21 protein-coding genes are annotated in these 17939 nt (G+C 37.0%); all 21 read left to right on the plus strand.

What is annotated here, in order from left to right; genetic code table 11:
* Positions 1-62 precede the first annotated feature (62 nt).
* The gene (locus tag ABH957_RS10780) at positions 63-260 is read left to right on the plus strand and encodes a helix-turn-helix transcriptional regulator (RefSeq protein WP_002143740.1); all 198 of its coding nucleotides are present in this window, start codon (positions 63-65) and stop codon (positions 258-260) included.
* Between the two features lie 11 nt (positions 261-271).
* The gene (locus tag ABH957_RS10785; protein WP_404454601.1) at positions 272-661 is read left to right on the plus strand and encodes a hypothetical protein; all 390 of its coding nucleotides are present in this window, start codon (positions 272-274) and stop codon (positions 659-661) included.
* A 17-nt stretch (positions 662-678) separates the two neighbouring features.
* The gene (locus ABH957_RS10790; RefSeq protein WP_002143738.1) at positions 679-900 is read left to right on the plus strand and encodes a hypothetical protein; all 222 of its coding nucleotides are present in this window, start codon (positions 679-681) and stop codon (positions 898-900) included.
* On the plus strand, positions 897-1289 hold the full coding sequence (locus ABH957_RS10795) for a hypothetical protein (RefSeq protein ID WP_012261978.1): 393 nt from the start codon (positions 897-899) through the stop codon (positions 1287-1289). The genes ABH957_RS10790 and ABH957_RS10795 overlap by 4 nt, the downstream gene beginning before the upstream one ends.
* A gap of 16 nt (positions 1290-1305) precedes the next feature.
* Positions 1306-1533: a hypothetical protein gene (locus ABH957_RS10800; RefSeq protein WP_404454598.1), complete on the plus strand. Its 228-nt coding sequence runs from the start codon at positions 1306-1308 to the stop codon at positions 1531-1533.
* Positions 1534-1633: 100 nt separating this feature from the next.
* The gene (locus tag ABH957_RS10805) at positions 1634-2395 is read left to right on the plus strand and encodes a MerR family transcriptional regulator (protein WP_404454595.1); all 762 of its coding nucleotides are present in this window, start codon (positions 1634-1636) and stop codon (positions 2393-2395) included.
* Positions 2392-3012 (plus strand): hypothetical protein, encoded by a 621-nt coding sequence (locus tag ABH957_RS10810; protein ID WP_404454592.1) that lies wholly within the window; start codon positions 2392-2394, stop codon positions 3010-3012. Before ABH957_RS10805 ends, ABH957_RS10810 begins: the two co-directional genes overlap by 4 nt.
* 46 nt (positions 3013-3058) lie before the next feature.
* The gene (locus tag ABH957_RS10815; protein ID WP_404454910.1) at positions 3059-3490 is read left to right on the plus strand and encodes a DUF4362 domain-containing protein; all 432 of its coding nucleotides are present in this window, start codon (positions 3059-3061) and stop codon (positions 3488-3490) included.
* Positions 3491-3640: 150 nt separating this feature from the next.
* Entirely contained in the window at positions 3641-5617 is a 1977-nt protein-coding gene (gene uvrB / locus ABH957_RS10820; RefSeq protein ID WP_002016097.1) for an excinuclease ABC subunit B, read from the plus strand.
* Between the two features lie 5 nt (positions 5618-5622).
* The gene (gene uvrA / locus ABH957_RS10825) at positions 5623-8493 is read left to right on the plus strand and encodes an excinuclease ABC subunit UvrA (RefSeq protein ID WP_002016096.1); all 2871 of its coding nucleotides are present in this window, start codon (positions 5623-5625) and stop codon (positions 8491-8493) included.
* A 59-nt stretch (positions 8494-8552) separates the two neighbouring features.
* Positions 8553-9002 (plus strand): DUF4275 family protein, encoded by a 450-nt coding sequence (locus tag ABH957_RS10830; protein ID WP_404454589.1) that lies wholly within the window; start codon positions 8553-8555, stop codon positions 9000-9002.
* Between the two features lie 114 nt (positions 9003-9116).
* Positions 9117-9497, plus strand: a complete 381-nt coding sequence (locus ABH957_RS10835) for a phage holin family protein (RefSeq protein WP_002089574.1) — start codon at positions 9117-9119, stop codon at positions 9495-9497.
* Between the two features lie 156 nt (positions 9498-9653).
* Positions 9654-10583: an HPr(Ser) kinase/phosphatase gene (hprK, locus tag ABH957_RS10840; RefSeq protein ID WP_002016091.1), complete on the plus strand. Its 930-nt coding sequence runs from the start codon at positions 9654-9656 to the stop codon at positions 10581-10583.
* Between the two features lie 24 nt (positions 10584-10607).
* Positions 10608-11420, plus strand: coding sequence for a prolipoprotein diacylglyceryl transferase (gene lgt / locus ABH957_RS10845; RefSeq protein WP_002016090.1), 813 nt, complete (start codon positions 10608-10610; stop codon positions 11418-11420).
* Between the two features lie 66 nt (positions 11421-11486).
* Complete coding sequence (gene ppaX / locus ABH957_RS10850; protein ID WP_002112826.1) at positions 11487-12134, plus strand: pyrophosphatase PpaX; 648 nt, start codon at positions 11487-11489, stop codon at positions 12132-12134.
* 53 nt (positions 12135-12187) lie between these two features.
* Positions 12188-12694: an acyltransferase gene (locus ABH957_RS10855; protein WP_404442095.1), complete on the plus strand. Its 507-nt coding sequence runs from the start codon at positions 12188-12190 to the stop codon at positions 12692-12694.
* 145 nt (positions 12695-12839) lie between these two features.
* Positions 12840-14351 carry a tetratricopeptide repeat protein gene (locus ABH957_RS10860; RefSeq protein WP_113936266.1) on the plus strand — a complete coding sequence of 504 codons (1512 nt, stop codon included), beginning with the start codon at positions 12840-12842 and terminating at the stop codon, positions 14349-14351.
* A gap of 84 nt (positions 14352-14435) precedes the next feature.
* The gene (trxB, locus tag ABH957_RS10865) at positions 14436-15392 is read left to right on the plus strand and encodes a thioredoxin-disulfide reductase (protein WP_002089563.1); all 957 of its coding nucleotides are present in this window, start codon (positions 14436-14438) and stop codon (positions 15390-15392) included.
* 161 nt (positions 15393-15553) lie between these two features.
* The gene (locus ABH957_RS10870; RefSeq protein ID WP_151305031.1) at positions 15554-16360 is read left to right on the plus strand and encodes a DUF368 domain-containing protein; all 807 of its coding nucleotides are present in this window, start codon (positions 15554-15556) and stop codon (positions 16358-16360) included.
* A gap of 215 nt (positions 16361-16575) precedes the next feature.
* Positions 16576-17034 carry an NUDIX hydrolase gene (locus ABH957_RS10875; RefSeq protein WP_002124062.1) on the plus strand — a complete coding sequence of 153 codons (459 nt, stop codon included), beginning with the start codon at positions 16576-16578 and terminating at the stop codon, positions 17032-17034.
* Between the two features lie 20 nt (positions 17035-17054).
* Positions 17055-17936, plus strand: a complete 882-nt coding sequence (rapZ, locus tag ABH957_RS10880) for an RNase adapter RapZ (RefSeq protein WP_002016084.1) — start codon at positions 17055-17057, stop codon at positions 17934-17936.
* Positions 17937-17939 lie beyond the last annotated feature (3 nt).

Here is a 17939-nt window from a genome sequence, read left to right on the forward strand (position 1 = left end):
CTTGCAATTGGAAAATATTTATAATTAAAGTAAAGATATCTTTACTTTCGAAGGTGGAGCCTATGGGTGTAAAAAATACAATAAAAGAGTTAAGAAAGCAAAATCATATAACGCAAGTTGAAATGGCAAAGGCGATGCAAGTGACGCGGCAGACAATTGTGGCGATTGAAAACCATCATTATAACCCGAGTCTAGAGTTATCCTTAAAAATCGCCAAATATTTTGGGATGAAGGTGGAGGAAATATTTACGCTAGAGTAAGGGGAGAAAAAATGAACGATACTAAAAAATTATTTACCGGTGTGACTTTTGGATTGTTTTTGGGAGACATTGTAGTTCATATTATGAATCCGGCTATACCAATTTTATCAATCGTAGTGAGTAACATTTTAGCAATTGCATTTTTGATAGTGTGTGTGTATTACAAAAAGCGTAAGTACAAAAAAGAAGAACTTCCAGATATAGATGAGCGAGTAAATGAAAACATAAAAAGGTATGTAAATGTTTCATTTGTATGCGCGTTTTTATTGCTTATTGTTTATATTGTTGCGAGTAAAGCAATAGGCAGAGCTGTTATACCAGTGCAAGAAATATTTATGATATGTAGTTCCTTATTTGCGGGTAGTCTCATCATAGGAGTAATGGCGGGAAAACGGGCATAACGATAGGAGGAATGAAAATGCAAGATGAGTTTGAGAGATTTCAGTCGGATAAAGCGTTTAAATATTTAGGGTTGTTTTTAACAATGAGTTTAGCGGTATGGAGTTTGTATAATTTAATTGTTTATGGAAATGCGGGCATGCCATTTGTTTTATTTGTATTAGGACAGTTTGTTTATTTCTTTGTGAATTATTGGCCGAAGTGGAAGTATAGAAATAAGAAAGAGGCTGGTAATACATGAATAAGCAAGAAGTTATGAGGTTTATAGGAAGCTTATCTTTAGCGGGGCTTATTTTAAATACAAGTTTAGTCATTTTAAATATTTCGTGGGGAGCGATATTGATTTCAAATGTAGCACTAGTCATTTTATATGGTATTTCGGAATATAGAGAACAAAAGCGTTTGAAAGAAGAGGGAGTACCGTCGATTGATGAGCGAGTTGTGAATAAGATAAAGTCGTATTTTACGATTTGTATTACAAGCTTCATTTTCTTGTTCATTATGTATCTTTGTGTAAATAAGTATTTAGATAGGCAAGCAGTGCATGTAAATGAGTTATTATATATTGCTATTTTTGGTTTATTAATAAGTATGGCATCGACGAGTGTGTTAGCAACAAGGAATAGATAGAAAAAGGGGAACTGGGATGGGATTACCGGTATTATGTGTCGCTACGGCTATTTTTGCTTTGTTTTGGGGGATGCAAAATTTCTCTCGTAATCCAGTGCCAAGTATTTGTATTATGCTTGGTACTGTAGGTTTATCATATTATTTATTAGTTTCAACTCATTATCATAAAACAGCAACGAGTGTTGTTGTTGGCGCACTTATTTTATTTTGTGGGCGCTCTATACAAAAGGGATTATTTCCGTAAAAGCTGTTGATACAAAGAGTATAAACAGCTTTTTGTATTTTTTTTACAAAAGTCTTGAAAGTTACGTAACGTCATCTTTTATAATGAAGGGGAAGAGGTGATGGTAGTGATTTCAATACAACAATTGACGAAAGAGACAGGGGTAACAGTACGTACATTACGTTATTATGATCAAATAGATTTATTAAAGCCGAGCGGGAAAACGGAGGGTGGACATCGGTTATATAGTGAAACTGATGTCATTCGACTACAACAAATTTTGTTTTTAAAGGAAATGGGATTTTCATTAAAAGAGGCTGCGAATATGTTAGTAAAAGGTGAGCTTAACTTAAAGGATTCTCTTGAAAAACAACTTCGGTTTGTACAGGAAGAACAAAAGAAATTCAATCGAATGGAGCGTGTTTTACAAGCTGTTGTTTATTCGGTAGATGTGGAAGGAGAACTTGATTGGAAAGTTATGTTTGAACTTATTCAGCTTTCGAAACAGTCGTCTCGTATACGTGAAATGTTTCAAAATGAAGTATTTTCAAAGGAAGAACAAAAATTGCTTCATAACTTGCCGAATATGAGTGAAGAGGATCCGAATATTTTAGAATGGGTAGATTTATTAAAGCAATTACGTACTTTTATGAAAGACGGCAAAGAAGCCGCGAGTGATGAGGTACAAGGGGCAACGAAGAGATTAATGCAGAAGTGTTTAGAAATGGCCAATGGTGACGAAGCGTTTTTAGATAAGTTATGGGAAGTTAGAAAATCGAAGGAAGATTCACAGAAAATGAGCATGTATCCAATTGAAGAAGAACTTTTATTATATATGGATGAGGCTTTTCGTATATATGATGAGAAGGAGAGGGATAAATGAGTATACTCGCAGAATATCGTTGGTATTTTTTAATTGGGGCAGAAATTGTATTTTGGTTATCAGCTATCGGTTTCTTTTTACTTCGTTACGGATTCCGTTTGAAAAAGGCGAGTTTTATTATGGGGATTGTACTCCTCGTAAATGAAGTGTTTATTTTAACTTTAGGGGTAGTGGACTATTATCAAACAGGGAAGTTCTCTAATTTTCAAATCATTACGGTAATCATTTTATTATATGCAGTTTTTTATGGGAAAAAGGATTTGAAGAAATTAGATATATATGTACAAAAATTAGTTGCGAAGTGGCGGAATGAACCGGCGCCTATTATCGAAGAACCACTTGAAGTAACAGGGATGGCGCATGCGAAGCAGGAAATAAAAAATTGGGTTTTACATCTTATTTTGTTTGTTGCGGTTCATATATTCTTTTTCTTCATGTATGGGCTTATTCCGGTAGAGCAGTGGGGAAATTGGTTAGAGTCAGGAATCGTTTTAAATAAAACAGCAAGCCGTGTAAGCAAAGTGTGGGCTATTATTCTTTTAGTGGATACTGTGATTTCATTTTCATATGCTATTTTTCCGAAGAAGGAGAAAGGAAACAAGAAGCTACTTTCATAGAGGAAAGTAGCTTTTTCTAGTATACCAATAGTTTGTATAGGAGAGGATAACAACAGGAAAAAGAACAGGTTTCATATGCTTATTTCTCTTTAGTTTAGTAGCATGTTCACAACCTAACAGTGCAATTGATAGGAAGAATGATGTCTTTGCGAAGTGGGCAGAAATTTCTAATCTAGATAAATTCGAAAAGTTCATTTGGAATGTGGAACAAGGGAAAGCTGATAAAATAAGAATTGTACAGTATACACATGAAGGTGACCCGATTTTTCAAACGTTAGAGCATAGTGAGAAAGATATACTTTATGTGTTAGATAATAGGCAAGATCAATTTGCTGGTGACCATAAAGGGTTACATAAAGATAGTTGTAAAAGGATTGTTAAAGAGCAACGTGAATCAGAAACGGCATATAGGTTAATAGATTGTACGAATGAAAATGGGCGCAATGGATATGACTTATTATATGTACTTAAAAAATAGAGTTAGTAGGGGAAGGAAGTATTTATTCCTTCTTTTTTTATGTATATCTTGTCGAAAATTTTACCGAATATCTGTTCGTTTTTTTAGGTTTTTTATGGGCATTCGTGGTAAAATAATAATACAGATTTTTATGAGGAGGTCGGTTTTTAGTTGGAACATCCATTTGAAATTATCTCAGAGTATTCCCCGCAAGGTGATCAGCCGGGAGCGATAGAGAAGCTTGTAGAGGGAATTAATAGTGGGAAGAAAAAGCAAGTGTTGCTTGGAGCGACAGGAACGGGTAAGACATTTACGATTTCAAATGTCATTAAAGAAGTGCAGAAGCCAACACTTGTAATGGCTCATAATAAAACGTTAGCAGGACAGTTATATAGTGAGCTGAAAGATTTCTTTCCTAACAATTCTGTGGAGTATTTTGTTAGTTATTACGATTATTATCAGCCGGAAGCGTACGTACCACATACGGATACGTTTATTGAAAAAGATGCGCAAATTAACGATGAAATTGATAAATTACGCCACTCGGCAACGTCTTCTTTATTTGAAAGAGATGATGTTATTATCGTTGCGAGTGTTTCGTGCATATACGGTTTAGGTTCTCCGGAAGAATACCGCGAGTTAGTTGTTTCGCTTCGAGTTGGTATGGAAAAGGACCGCAATCAATTGCTTCGTGAACTTGTTGATGTACAGTATGGACGTAATGATATTGATTTTAAGCGTGGTACATTCCGTGTGCGCGGAGATGTAGTTGAAATCTTCCCCGCATCACTTGATGAGCATTGTATTCGAATTGAATTTTTTGGGGATGAAATAGATCGTATTCGAGAAGTAAATGCATTAACGGGTGAAGTATTAGCAGAACGTGATCATGTAGCAATCTTCCCGGCATCTCACTTCGTTACACGTGAAGAAAAGCTGAAGGTCGCTATTGAAAATATCGAAAAAGAATTAGAAGAGCGTTTAAAAGAATTAAATGATAATGGTAAGTTGTTAGAGGCGCAGCGCATAGAACAGCGAACGCGTTATGATTTAGAAATGATGCGCGAGATGGGCTTTTGTTCAGGGATTGAAAACTATTCCCGTCATTTAACACTTCGTCCAGCAGGTTCAACGCCGTATACGCTTTTAGATTATTTTCCAGAGGATTTCTTAATCGTTATGGATGAGTCGCACGTATCGGTTCCGCAAGTAAGAGCGATGTATAACGGGGACCAAGCACGTAAGCAAGTGCTTGTTGATCATGGATTCCGTCTGCCATCAGCTTTAGATAATAGACCGCTCACGTTTGATGAGTTTGAAGAGAAAACGAATCAAGTTATTTACGTTTCGGCAACGCCAGGACCATACGAGTTAGAGCAGTCACCGAAAGCAATAGAACAAATTATTCGTCCAACAGGGCTTTTAGATCCACCAATTGATATACGACCAATTGAAGGACAAATAGATGATTTATTAGGAGAAATCCATGACCGGATTGCGAAAAATGAACGTGTATTAATTACGACTTTAACGAAGAAAATGTCAGAGGATTTAACGGACTATTTAAAAGATGTAGGAATTAAAGTGAATTATCTTCACTCTGAAATTAAAACATTAGAGCGTATTGAAATTATCCGTGATCTTCGCCTTGGTAAGTTTGATGTACTTGTCGGTATTAACTTATTACGAGAAGGATTAGATATTCCAGAAGTATCACTTGTAGCTATTTTAGATGCTGATAAGGAAGGGTTCCTACGTTCAGAGCGTTCATTAATTCAAACAATTGGTCGTGCGGCGCGTAATGCAAACGGCCGCGTTATTATGTACGCAGATCGCATAACGAGATCAATGGGAATTGCAATTGAAGAAACACAGCGTCGTCGTAGTATACAAGAAGCTTACAATGAAAAGCATGGTATTACGCCGAAAACGATTCAAAAAGGAGTACGTGACGTTATTCGTGCGACAACAGCAGCTGAGGATACGGAAATATATGAAGCAACACCAGCTAAGAAGATGACGAAAAAAGAACGTGAAAATACAATTGCGAAGATGGAAGCAGAGATGAAAGAAGCAGCAAAGGCATTAGATTTCGAGCGTGCAGCTGAATTAAGAGATTTACTATTAGAATTAAAAGCGGAAGGGTGAAAAGAGTGAGTAAAGATTTTATTGTTGTAAAAGGTGCTAGAGCGCATAATTTAAAAAATATTGACGTAACCATTCCGAGAAATCAGCTTGTTGTTGTGACGGGATTGTCTGGTTCGGGGAAATCATCGTTAGCATTCGATACGATTTATGCAGAGGGACAGCGTAGATACGTGGAATCTTTATCTGCGTATGCGCGCCAGTTTTTAGGGCAAATGGATAAGCCGGATGTTGATATGATTGAAGGTTTATCTCCAGCGATTTCAATTGATCAAAAAACGACGAGTCGTAATCCTCGTTCAACGGTTGGAACGGTAACGGAGATTTATGATTATTTACGTTTATTATTCGCACGAATTGGTACGCCTATTTGTCCGAATCATGGAATTGAAATTACATCACAAACAGTGGAACAGATGGTAGACCGTGTTCTTGAATATCCTGAACGTACGAAGTTGCAAGTATTAGCGCCTATCGTGTCTGGGCGTAAAGGTGCGCATGCGAAAGTATTAGAAGATATTAAGAAGCAAGGTTATGTTCGTGTGCGCGTTGATGGAGAGATGCTGGATGTATCTGAAGAGATTACTTTAGAAAAAAATAAGAAGCATTCAATTGAAGTTGTTATTGACCGTATTGTTGTGAAAGAAGGAATTGCAAGCCGACTTGCAGATTCACTAGAAAGTGCTTTAAAGCTTGGCGGGGGCCGAGTTTTAATCGATGTAATGGGAGAGGAAGAACTTCTATTTAGTGAACATCATGCTTGCCCACATTGTGGTTTTTCAATCGGAGAATTAGAGCCGCGTATGTTCTCGTTTAATAGTCCGTTCGGCGCGTGTCCTTCTTGTGATGGACTTGGATCGAAGTTAGAGGTAGATTTAGAACTTGTTATTCCGAACTGGGATGTATCATTAAATGAACATGCGATTGCTCCTTGGGAACCGACAAGTTCACAATATTACCCGCAATTATTAAAATCTGTGTGTAATCATTACGGCATCGATATGGATATGCCGGTGAAAGATATACCGAAGGATTTATTTGATAAAGTGCTGTACGGAAGCGGGGAAGAGAAGCTTTATTTCCGCTATGTGAATGAATTTGGTCAAGTAAAGGAAAATGAGATTTTATTTGAAGGTGTTATTCCGAATATTGAGCGTCGTTATCGTGAGACGAGTTCTGATTATATTCGTGAGCAAATGGAGAAATATATGGCAGAGCAAGCTTGTCCGAAGTGTAAAGGTGGACGCTTAAAGCCTGAGAGTTTAGCTGTGTTCGTTGGTGATAAAACGATAGCCGATGTAACGAAATATTCTGTTCAAGAAGTACAGGAGTTCTTCTCAACTGTTGAGTTAACGGAGAAACAACAAAAAATTGCTCATTTAATTTTAAGAGAAATTCAGGAACGTGTTGGGTTCTTAGTGAACGTCGGTTTAGATTATTTAACGTTAAGTCGTGCCGCAGGAACTTTATCAGGTGGTGAGGCGCAGCGTATTCGTTTAGCGACACAAATTGGTTCTCGCCTTACTGGCGTACTTTACATTCTTGATGAGCCTTCTATTGGTTTGCATCAGCGTGATAATGATCGTCTTATTCGTACATTGCAGGAAATGCGTGATTTAGGAAATACGTTAATTGTTGTTGAGCATGATGAAGATACGATGATGGCTGCTGATTATTTACTTGATATCGGACCTGGTGCAGGTATTCATGGTGGTCAAGTTGTATCAGCAGGTACACCAGCTGAAGTTATGCAAGACGAGAATTCATTAACTGGGAAATATTTAAGCGGTAAAGAGTTTATTCCGGTACCACTTGAAAGACGTAAAGGTGACGGACGTAAAGTGGAGATTGTCGGTGCGAAAGAAAATAACTTAAAGAATGCGAAAATGTCATTCCCTCTAGGAACATTTGTAGCAGTAACAGGCGTATCTGGCTCTGGAAAAAGTACGATAATTAATGAAGTACTATACAAATCATTAGCTCAAAAGCTATATAAAGCGAAAGCAAAGCCAGGGGCTCATAAAGAAATTAAAGGTCTTGAGCAGTTAGATAAAGTTATTGATATTGATCAATCACCAATCGGGCGTACACCACGTTCAAATCCGGCGACATACACTGGCGTATTTGATGATATTCGTGATGTATTTGCGCACACGAATGAAGCGAAAGTACGTGGGTATCAAAAAGGACGTTTCAGCTTTAACGTAAAAGGCGGCCGTTGTGAAGCGTGCCGCGGTGATGGAATTATTAAAATCGAAATGCATTTCTTACCAGACGTGTATGTTCCATGTGAAGTTTGTCACGGTAAACGTTACAACCGTGAAACGTTAGAAGTGAAATATAAAGATAAGAATATTTCTGAAGTGTTAGGGATGACAATTGAAGATGGGGTAGAGTTCTTTGCTAATATCCCGAAAATTAAGCGTAAACTTCAAACTCTTGTAGATGTAGGGCTTGGTTATATGAAATTAGGACAACCAGCTACGACGTTATCAGGTGGTGAGGCGCAGCGTGTGAAATTAGCTTCTGAATTACATCGTCGTTCTACAGGGCGTACGTTATACATTTTAGATGAGCCAACGACTGGCTTACATGCACATGATATTGCACGCCTTCTAGAAGTGTTGCAACGTCTTGTTGAGAGTGGTGAGACGGTACTTGTAATTGAGCATAATTTAGATGTTATTAAAACAGCTGATTATATTATTGACCTTGGACCAGAAGGCGGAGACAAAGGCGGACAAATCGTTGCTTCCGGAACGCCAGAACAAGTAGTGAAAGAAGAGCGCTCTTATACAGGTAAGTATTTAAAAGAGATTTTAGATCGTGATAAAGCAAGAATGAAAGAGAAAATAAAAGAAGTAGAGTTATCGCAATAAGTTTATTTATGAAAACCGAGTGGGAAGTACACTCGGTTTTTATTTCATAGGGGGATAAAATGGAGTTTTTAGATGTTTTGAGAAAGAAAAATATGAAGGTGAGAGAGTTTCAAAAGTGGGGAATATACTTTAGAAAACGCTGGGAGGATAACTTTGCGAATCATTTGAGTTATGAAGAGAAAGAAGAGATTCATTTGTACGGGGATAAATATAGCTGTGGTTATTTGTGGCACATATTTAGTTATGAAAAGAAGAAATGTTTAGAAGGTGAAGCAGCAGAGAGAGCGTTTCATAATGAAGTGAAAAAGGATTGTTACATATTCTATCAACATTGTGATGATGCACTGCTAATAAAGGATGCAAGTTTATTACATATGGAGGATATATTACGGGAGACAGACGATGCGTATAAAGGTGATATATATATTGTAGACAAAGACTTTACTTGGACCTTTGTGAAAACGCACGAACATAGATGGTGTGGTCCTTATTTTACTAGGAAATGTTAGTAGGTATACAAGCGTAAAGAATAGAATAAGTTGGTATAAGTATTTGTATGATACTTGCGTTTATTGTCTATTAGCGTATGATGAAATATATATGTTAAAAGGATGTGTAAGGAAATGAGATGGATTGTATCACTTCTTGTAAATAGCGTTGTGTTAATCGCTGTATCCGGACTTTTAAAAGGGGTTGCACCAGACGCATTTTACATAGCAAATATACAAACTGCAATTATTGCGAGTATTATATTGGCGATTTTAAACGTATTTGTAAAGCCGCTTTTAATCTTAATTACGCTACCGATTACTCTTGTAACTTTCGGTTTCTTCTTAATTGTTATTAATGCGATTACGTTAAAGATGACGGATTCGTTATTAGGAGACGCCTTTAATATATCTGGATTTGGTGTAGCGATTGTTGCGGCAATTTGTATTTCTATTTTTAATATGATAATTGAAAAAGTAATTGTTGAACCATTACATGAAAAAAAGAGAAAATGACAAAAAGAAAAACATTTCATGATTCATATGAAATGTTTTTTTCTATTTATTAGAAACCGAGTTTCTTGTTTCCAGAAAAAAATGGTACAATATCCGATAGAATGGAATTTTACATCAAATGAGACTGAACCCGCAGCGGAGTGGAGGTTTATACATATGCCGAAAGTAAGGACAAAAGATTTAATTGAACAATTTCAATTGGAGTTAGTAAGTGGTGAAGAAGGGATTCATCGTCCGATTGATACGAGTGATTTATCGCGACCTGGAATTGAAATGGCAGGATTTTTTACATATTATCCAGCTGATCGCGTGCAGCTTCTTGGAAAAACGGAGCTTACGTTCTTTGATACGTTAACGACAGAGCAAAAGCAAGAGAGAATGAAAGCGCTTTGTACTGAGGAGACGCCTTGTATTATTGTAACTCGTAATCAAGATGTACCGGATGAGTTATTACAAGCATCACGTGAATCAGGCGTGCCTTTATTACGTTCTGCTCAAACGACGACGAGATTATCAAGTCGTTTAACAAACTATTTAGAAGGTAAGTTAGCGCCAACAACAGCTGTTCATGGTGTGTTAGTAGATATTTATGGTGTTGGTGTTTTAATTACAGGTCAAAGTGGTGTCGGGAAAAGTGAGACAGCGCTTGAACTTGTAAAGCGTGGTCACCGCCTTGTTGCGGATGATAGCGTAGAAATTCGTCAAGAAGATGAAGATACATTAGTAGGGAGCTCACCTGATTTAATTGAGCACTTATTAGAAATTCGTGGTCTAGGTATCATTAACGTAATGACGTTATTCGGTGCAGGGGCAGTACGAAATTATAAACGTATTACACTTGTTATTAATCTTGAAATTTGGGATCAAAAGAAAAATTATGATCGCTTAGGTCTTGATGAAGAGAAGATGAAGATTATTGATACAGAACTTACGAAGATTACACTTCCAGTTCGTCCTGGTCGAAACTTGGCTGTTATTATTGAAGTAGCAGCGATGAACTTCAGATTAAAACGTATGGGAGTCAATGCGGCACAACAGTTCTCTGAACGATTAATGAGTGCGATTGAGTTAGGAAATCAAGAGTAGACTCTGGAGAGGGAGGTCATATATATGCTGTTAGGTTCTGTACCACAGCTTGACCGTATAGCAGTCCAACTTGGGCCGTTCCCTGTTTATTGGTATGGGGTTATTATCGGTACAGGTGTGCTATTAGGTCTTTGGCTAGCAACTCGCGAGGGAGAAAGGCTTGGTATTCACAAAGATACATTTATCGACCTTGTATTAATCGCAGTACCAATTGCCATTCTTTTTGCGAGAATGTATTATGTCGTTTTTGAATGGGAATATTATTCGCAAAATCCGAGTCAAATTATTAATATTCGTCAAGGTGGTTTGGCGATTCATGGTGGTTTAATCGGGGCTGTTATTACAGGAATCCTTTTTGCGAAACGACGCGGGCTTTCATTCTGGAAGTTAGCGGATATTGCTGCGCCGAGTATTTTACTAGGACAAGCAATTGGCCGATGGGGAAACTTTATGAACCAAGAGGCGCATGGTGATGAAGTGACGAGACAGTTTTTAGAAGGTCTTCATTTACCGGATTTCATTATTAATCAAATGTACATTGATGGTGTGTATTATCACCCAACGTTTTTATATGAATCATTATGGAACTTTGCAGGCGTTATTTTACTACTCGCGTTACGAAAAGTGAATTTACGCCGTGGTGAATTATTCTTCACATATTTAATTTGGTATTCAGTGGGACGCTTCTTCGTAGAAGGTTTGCGTACAGATAGTTTAATGCTAGGACCACTTCGTATTGCACAAGTAATGTCTATTGGAATTGTTGTTATTTCTATCATTTTCATTATTGTGAGACGAAAAATGGGGCAAGCTGATAAAAGATATTTAGAAAATTAGAGAAAAGTAGCATCTTATATAAGATGCTGCTTCTTTCATATTCAGGTAATGAAAGGATTAAGGACGATGAAAATAAATACAGTGTTATTTGATTTAGATGGAACGTTAATTAATACAAATGAACTTATTATCTCTTCTTTTTTACATACGTTAAATCACTATTATTCTAATCAGTATAAGCGTGAAGATGTATTGCCATTTATCGGTCCATCTTTGCATGATACTTTTAGTAAGATTGATGCAAGTAAGGTTGAAGAGATGATTACATGTTATCGTCAATTTAATCATGAGCATCATGATGAATTAGTGGAAGAGTATGAAACTGTATATGAAACGGTTCAAGAATTGAAGAAGCAAGGTTATAAGATCGGCATCGTTACAACGAAAGCGAGACAGACGGTTGAAATGGGATTAAAGCTTTCGAAACTGGATCAGTTTTTTGATGTTGTCGTGACGATTGATGATGTGGAACATGTGAAACCACATCCAGAACCACTTCAAAAAGCACTCGAATTATTAGATGCAAAGCCAGAAGAAACATTGATGGTTGGTGATAATCATCATGATATCGTCGGTGGACAAAATGCAGGTACGAAAACAGTAGCGGTTTCATGGACATTGAAAGGTAGAGCGTATTTAGAAGCGTATAAACCAGATTATGTGCTAGATAAAATGAGTGATTTACTACCGATTTTGTCCCGCATTAACGGGTAGTAAGATTCCTGCCGGTTAAAGTGTCACTTTATATAAGTAGAGGAGAGAGTTCAGTGCGACGGACAACGCGCTATCTTGTTTCAGGAGAAAATTCATTGTGGAATGTGTATAAAACAGTTTCTTTTTGGAAGGTAATGAAAAACTTTATTATCATCCAAATCGCACGTTACACGCCATTTTTATCCGTAAAGAATTGGTTATATCGCACGTTTTTACGGATGGAAGTAGGAAAGAAAACGTCGTTTGCACTTATGGTAATGCCAGATATTATGTTTCCAGAAAAGATTACTGTGGGAGACAATTCAATTATCGGCTATAATACAACGCTTTTAGCGCATGAATATTTAATTCGTGAGTATCGACTCGGAGAAATCGTCATAGGGAATGAAGTTATGATTGGAGCGAATACGACAATTTTACCAGGTGTGACAATTGGAGATGGAGCTATCGTTTCTGCAGGCACACTTGTCCATAAAGATGTACCAGGCGGCGCTTTCGTAGGCGGAAATCCGATGCGTATTATTTATACGAAAGAGGAAATGGCCACTAGAGAAGGTTGATGTTAAAAATGTAACATTTCCCTTCTCTTTTTATGAATAAAAAGGAAATAATTGATTATAATATACTGTTTTGTTTTTTACGGAATCGTTTATACTTATAGATAGAAGAATGTGTGAACGAAGAAAACAAAAAACTGGAGGATATATGGGGAAAAATCAAAGAATATATAAGGAGAACGGACAAGTTATCTCTTTTAATCAGTTAGCGGACTTCTTTTATAAAAAAGGGATGAGGGCTTATAAAGGGCAAAAATTGCAAGATGCAATTAAATATTTTCGAAGAGCAGCACAAAGCGAGAAGGAGCCGTTTATTTTATGCCAACTAGCAATAGCATTATCTGAATCTGGTGAATATCAAGAGTCGAATCAGATATTTCTAAAGCTTGTTAGATCCAATCCTGAACTTGAGCAATGCTATTATTTTATTTCAAATAATTATGCATATATGGGCTTGTTTCAACAGGCGAAGAAGTATGCAGAGCGATATTTAGAAGTTGCGGAAGAGAAGGAATTTGTAAAAGATACATTAGAATTGCTTGAGATTATGGAAGAAGATGCAATGGGTGCGGAAGAGATTGAGGATGAAGATGAGCTAATTGTTATGCAAGAAGAAGCGAACCGCTACATTCGTAACGGACAATTAGAAGAGGCGATTGCTACACTAGAAGTTGTTACGAAAGAATATCCAGAATTTTGGTCAGGACATAATAATTTAGCGATTGCACATTTTCAATCAGGTAATGTAGATCAAGCGCTTAAGTTAACAGAAATGATTTTAGAGAAAAATCCTGGTAATATGCATGCGCTTTGTAATACGCTTATTTTTCTATATTCAATTGGAGAGCATAAGCAAGTAGAGTCATTAGCGGGGCAGTTAGTTTCGGTATATCCAATTTCATTTGAGCATCGTTTGAAACTTGGAACAACGCTTGCAACAATTGGTCATTTTGAACCTGCATATAAATGGTTCAAAGTATTAAAGCGTCAAGGGTATGAAGGAGACGTCAGTTTTTATTACTGGTTTGCATACTCTGCGTATATGGTGAAGGAACAGCAAGTAGCTGAAAAAATGTGGCAACATGTTGTAGAATTGCATCCTGATAAAAAAGGAAAAGAACCGTGGAATGCACTGAATTTAGCAGATGAAGGACAAAATCTTTTATTTGAAGAGTTACGAAAATCATTTCAGCAAAGTACGACGCTAGAAGAGAAAATGCTAGCTTTATATTTAATGAATGAATTGTCAACACCAGAGAAGGTTGGATTCTTCTTTGATGTAACGCAAGCGAAAAATGGTGTTCCAATCGTATCGCAACTTGCAAAATATTTCTTTTTACTTAATAGTCATAAAAGTATCCCAGCTGATTTACAGCAATTTGAACAGTGCGTACGAATCGCGGATGCATTATACAATTATACGAAAAAAGACGATGAATTAATCGAAGAGTGTTTAAATTTTTGGTTTTGCACGTTCATACGTTTATATACATCTGGAGCGACTTTTACAAATGTGTACGGTTGGTCAGCGGCAATTGAATACATTGTGCGCGGCGAACAAAGAAATAAGATGACACAGGCAGAGCTTGGTGATGTATATAATGTATCTGTAGCGACTGTACGAAAGTATGTGCAGGCTGTTAAGCGCACGCACACGTAGGGTAGGCAAATCATTGGGAAAAAAATGATGCTAACAGTATAATGAGGGTAACTTAATGTGTATGAATGAATGGGAGTGAATAGTGTGTCAGAAGAAAAAATTTATGATGTCATTATTATTGGTGCAGGACCAGCTGGTATGACAGCTGCGGTATATACATCTCGTGCGAATTTAAGCACACTGATGCTTGAGCGTGGTATCCCAGGTGGACAAATGGCAAATACAGAAGATGTAGAGAACTATCCAGGTTATGAGTCTATTTTAGGACCAGACTTATCAAATAAAATGTTTGAGCATGCGAAGAAATTTGGTGCTGAATATGCATACGGTGATGTGAAAGCAATCATCGATGGTAAAGAGTACAAAACAATTATTGCTGGTAAAAAAGAATATAAAGCACGTGCAATTATCGTTGCAAGCGGTGCAGAGTATAAAAAAATTGGTGTGCCGGGTGAAACAGAACTTGGCGGCCGCGGTGTATCATATTGTGCAGTATGTGATGGTGCATTCTTTAAAGGGAAAGAACTTGTTGTTATTGGCGGCGGAGATTCTGCTGTTGAAGAGGGTGTATTCTTAACACGCTTCGCATCAAAAGTAACGATCGTTCACCGTCGTGACACTCTTCGTGCACAGAAAATTTTACAAGATCGTGCTTTCCAAAATGAGAAAGTAGATTTCATTTGGAATCACACTATAAAAGAAATTAACGATGCAAATGGTAAAGTAGGAAGCGTAACACTTGTAGATGTAAACAGCGGAGAAGAACAAGAAGTTAAAACTGACGGCGTTTTCATATACATCGGTATGTTACCTTTATCAAAACCGTTTGTTGAGCTAGGTATTACAAATGAAAATGGTTATGTTGAAACGAACGAGCGTATGGAAACGAAAGTTCCTGGTATTTTCGCAGCTGGTGATGTTCGTGAAAAAATGCTTCGTCAAATTGTAACTGCAACAGGTGATGGTAGTATTGCAGCGCAGAGTGCACAGCATTATATAGAAGAGTTAGTAGAAGAATTAAAAACTGTAACAGAGAAATAAGGGGTAATATACCTTTTGAGAAGAAAGCTACCGATAGGAGCTTTCTTTTTTTTTTGAAAATGTCAAAGTTTTGTCAAAAACAATTAGGATTATAAGATTTCTTATTGATATACTGGACTTTACGGAAAAAATCACTATAAGAAATGAGGAATTTATTCAGTATGGAATGGCGTAATATATATCGTGGATTTTGTATGGGCGTTAGTGATTTAATTCCTGGTGTGAGCGGCGGAACAATCGCTGTTGTGTTGGGGATTTATGAACAATTGCTCGCAGCAATTAGCGGATTCTTTAGTCGTGAATGGAAAAAACATTTAGCGTTTTTAATCCCACTTGCAGCTGGTGTAGCGGCAGCTTTTCTAACGTTAAGTCATGTTATTAAATATTTATTAGCAAATCATTATGAACCGACTCAATTTTTCTTCCTCGGTTTAATTATTAGTATATTACCGATGTTAATGAGAGAAGCTGATGCAAAGGCAACGTTTAAAGGTAGTCATATTGCCTTATTAATAATTGCAGCAATTCTTGTTGCAATAACAGCATTCTTTAAACCAGATAAGGCAGCTGATCCGATTACGACGTTAACAATTTTAAATGCAATTGGCTTATTTTTCGCAGGATGGATGGCTAGTATGGCTATGCTTCTTCCTGGAATTAGTGGATCGTTTATTTTATTAATTATTGGTGTGTATCCGACAGCAATTAACGCTTTAACTACACTCAATTTACCGTTAATCGTGGTTATCGGTGCCGGCGTGATGGCCGGATTTGTTGTAAGTAGTAAAGGAATTAGTTATTTGTTAGATCGTTATAAAAGTATGACATTTGCGGCAATTATTGGGCTCGTTATCGGGTCGATTGTCATTGTGTTCCCTGGCATCCCGACTGGTGGAATTTCAATTTTAAGTTCAATTATTACTTTTATTTTAGGATTTGCGGTTGTTACTTATTTCGGTAAGAAATAAGTGTTTTAATCCCCTTAACGATAAAAATCGTTAAGGGGATTTTTATGTGCTATTCATGGGAAGTAAGGTATTTTGATTGCTTGTTGTAGAAAGAATTTTTACAATTGCTTAGCGAAAGGAGACTGGCACCTTCGTTGTAGCAAACTGTTTTTGATAGTATAATGAAATGAGTATGCAGTGAGAAATTTTGCTGCAAGTAGCTGAGGTGAAGAAACATGCAAAGAGTGACAAACTGTGTGTTAATTAGAGATAATGAAGTACTTTTACTCCAAAAACCTCGCCGGAATTGGTGGGTTGCACCGGGCGGGAAAATGGAGCGTGGTGAGACAGTAAGAGATACCGTTGTTCGCGAGTATCGTGAAGAAACAGGTATTTATTTAAAGAATCCAGCATTAAAAGGGGTCTTCACTTTTGTCATCCAAGAAGGTGATAAAGTTGTTTCTGAATGGATGATGTTCTCCTTTTTAGCAACAGATTTTGCAGGAGAAAACAAATTAGAGAGCGAAGAAGGCATCATTGGTTGGCATACATTTGATAAAATTGATGACTTAGCAATGGCACCAGGAGATTATCACATTATTGATTATTTAATTAAAGGGAATGGTATAATCTACGGTACATTTGTATATACCCCAGATTTTGAGTTGCTTTCATATCGATTAGATCCGAGTTAAACCTGCAAGGAGAGGATACGATGACAGAGAATAATGATATAAAAATGGTAATTATTACAGGGATGTCTGGAGCTGGAAAAACGGTAGCGTTACAAAGTTTTGAAGATTTAGGATATTTTTGTGTAGATAATTTACCACCGATGTTATTGCCGAAGTTTATTGAACTTATGGCAGATTCAAAAGGTAAAATGAATAAAGTGGCACTCGGTATTGATTTACGTGGCCGAGAGTTTTTTGAATATTTATGGGGAGCGCTTGATGATTTATCAGAACGCACATGGATTATTCCTCATATTTTATTTTTAGATGCGAAAGATAGCACACTTGTAACTCGTTATAAAGAAACGAGACGTTCACATCCACTTGCGCCAACTGGATTGCCGTTAAAGGGAATTGAAGCTGAGCGTGGTCTCTTAACTGATATGAAGGCACGAGCGAATATTGTGCTTGATACATCTGATTTGAAACCGAAAGAATTACGAGAAAAAATTGTTCACTTATTCTCAACAGAAACTGAGCAAGCATTTCGTGTAAATGTTATGTCATTTGGATTTAAGTACGGAATTCCAATTGATGCTGATTTAGTATTTGATGTTCGTTTTTTACCAAATCCATATTATATTCCACATATGAAGCCATTAACAGGACTGGATGAAGAAGTTTCGTCGTATGTGTTGAAATTTAATGAAACACATAAGTTTTTAGAGAAATTGACGGATCTTATCACTTTCATGCTGCCTCATTATAAAAGAGAAGGTAAGAGTCAACTTGTAATTGCGATTGGATGTACAGGTGGGCAACATCGTTCTGTTACGCTTACAGAGTACCTTGGGAAACATTTGAAACCAGAGTATAGCGTTCATGTATCTCATCGTGATGTGGAGAAGAGAAAGGGCCATTAAGGG

The organism is Bacillus sp. RC242 (genome assembly GCF_044908245.1).
Classification (GTDB): domain Bacteria; phylum Bacillota; class Bacilli; order Bacillales; family Bacillaceae_G; genus Bacillus_A; species Bacillus_A mycoides.

Bases quoted from the DNA above. Each gene is read 5' to 3' on its own strand.
- ABH957_RS10780 (WP_002143740.1), top strand. From the start codon at position 63: ATGGGTGTAAAAAATACAATAAAAGAGTTAAGAAAGCAAAATCATATA.
- ABH957_RS10785 (WP_404454601.1), top strand. From the start codon at position 272: ATGAACGATACTAAAAAATTATTTACCGGTGTGACTTTTGGATTGTTT.
- ABH957_RS10790 (WP_002143738.1), top strand. From the start codon at position 679: ATGCAAGATGAGTTTGAGAGATTTCAGTCGGATAAAGCGTTTAAATAT.
- ABH957_RS10795 (WP_012261978.1), top strand. From the start codon at position 897: ATGAATAAGCAAGAAGTTATGAGGTTTATAGGAAGCTTATCTTTAGCG.
- ABH957_RS10800 (WP_404454598.1), top strand. From the start codon at position 1,306: ATGGGATTACCGGTATTATGTGTCGCTACGGCTATTTTTGCTTTGTTT.
- ABH957_RS10805 (WP_404454595.1), top strand. From the start codon at position 1,634: ATGGTAGTGATTTCAATACAACAATTGACGAAAGAGACAGGGGTAACA.
- ABH957_RS10810 (WP_404454592.1), top strand. From the start codon at position 2,392: ATGAGTATACTCGCAGAATATCGTTGGTATTTTTTAATTGGGGCAGAA.
- ABH957_RS10830 (WP_404454589.1), top strand. From the start codon at position 8,553: ATGGAGTTTTTAGATGTTTTGAGAAAGAAAAATATGAAGGTGAGAGAG.
- ABH957_RS10835 (WP_002089574.1), top strand. From the start codon at position 9,117: ATGAGATGGATTGTATCACTTCTTGTAAATAGCGTTGTGTTAATCGCT.
- hprK (WP_002016091.1), top strand. From the start codon at position 9,654: ATGCCGAAAGTAAGGACAAAAGATTTAATTGAACAATTTCAATTGGAG.
- lgt (WP_002016090.1), top strand. From the start codon at position 10,608: ATGCTGTTAGGTTCTGTACCACAGCTTGACCGTATAGCAGTCCAACTT.
- ppaX (WP_002112826.1), top strand. From the start codon at position 11,487: ATGAAAATAAATACAGTGTTATTTGATTTAGATGGAACGTTAATTAAT.
- ABH957_RS10860 (WP_113936266.1), top strand. From the start codon at position 12,840: ATGGGGAAAAATCAAAGAATATATAAGGAGAACGGACAAGTTATCTCT.
- ABH957_RS10870 (WP_151305031.1), top strand. From the start codon at position 15,554: ATGGAATGGCGTAATATATATCGTGGATTTTGTATGGGCGTTAGTGAT.
- ABH957_RS10875 (WP_002124062.1), top strand. From the start codon at position 16,576: ATGCAAAGAGTGACAAACTGTGTGTTAATTAGAGATAATGAAGTACTT.
- rapZ (WP_002016084.1), top strand. From the start codon at position 17,055: ATGACAGAGAATAATGATATAAAAATGGTAATTATTACAGGGATGTCT.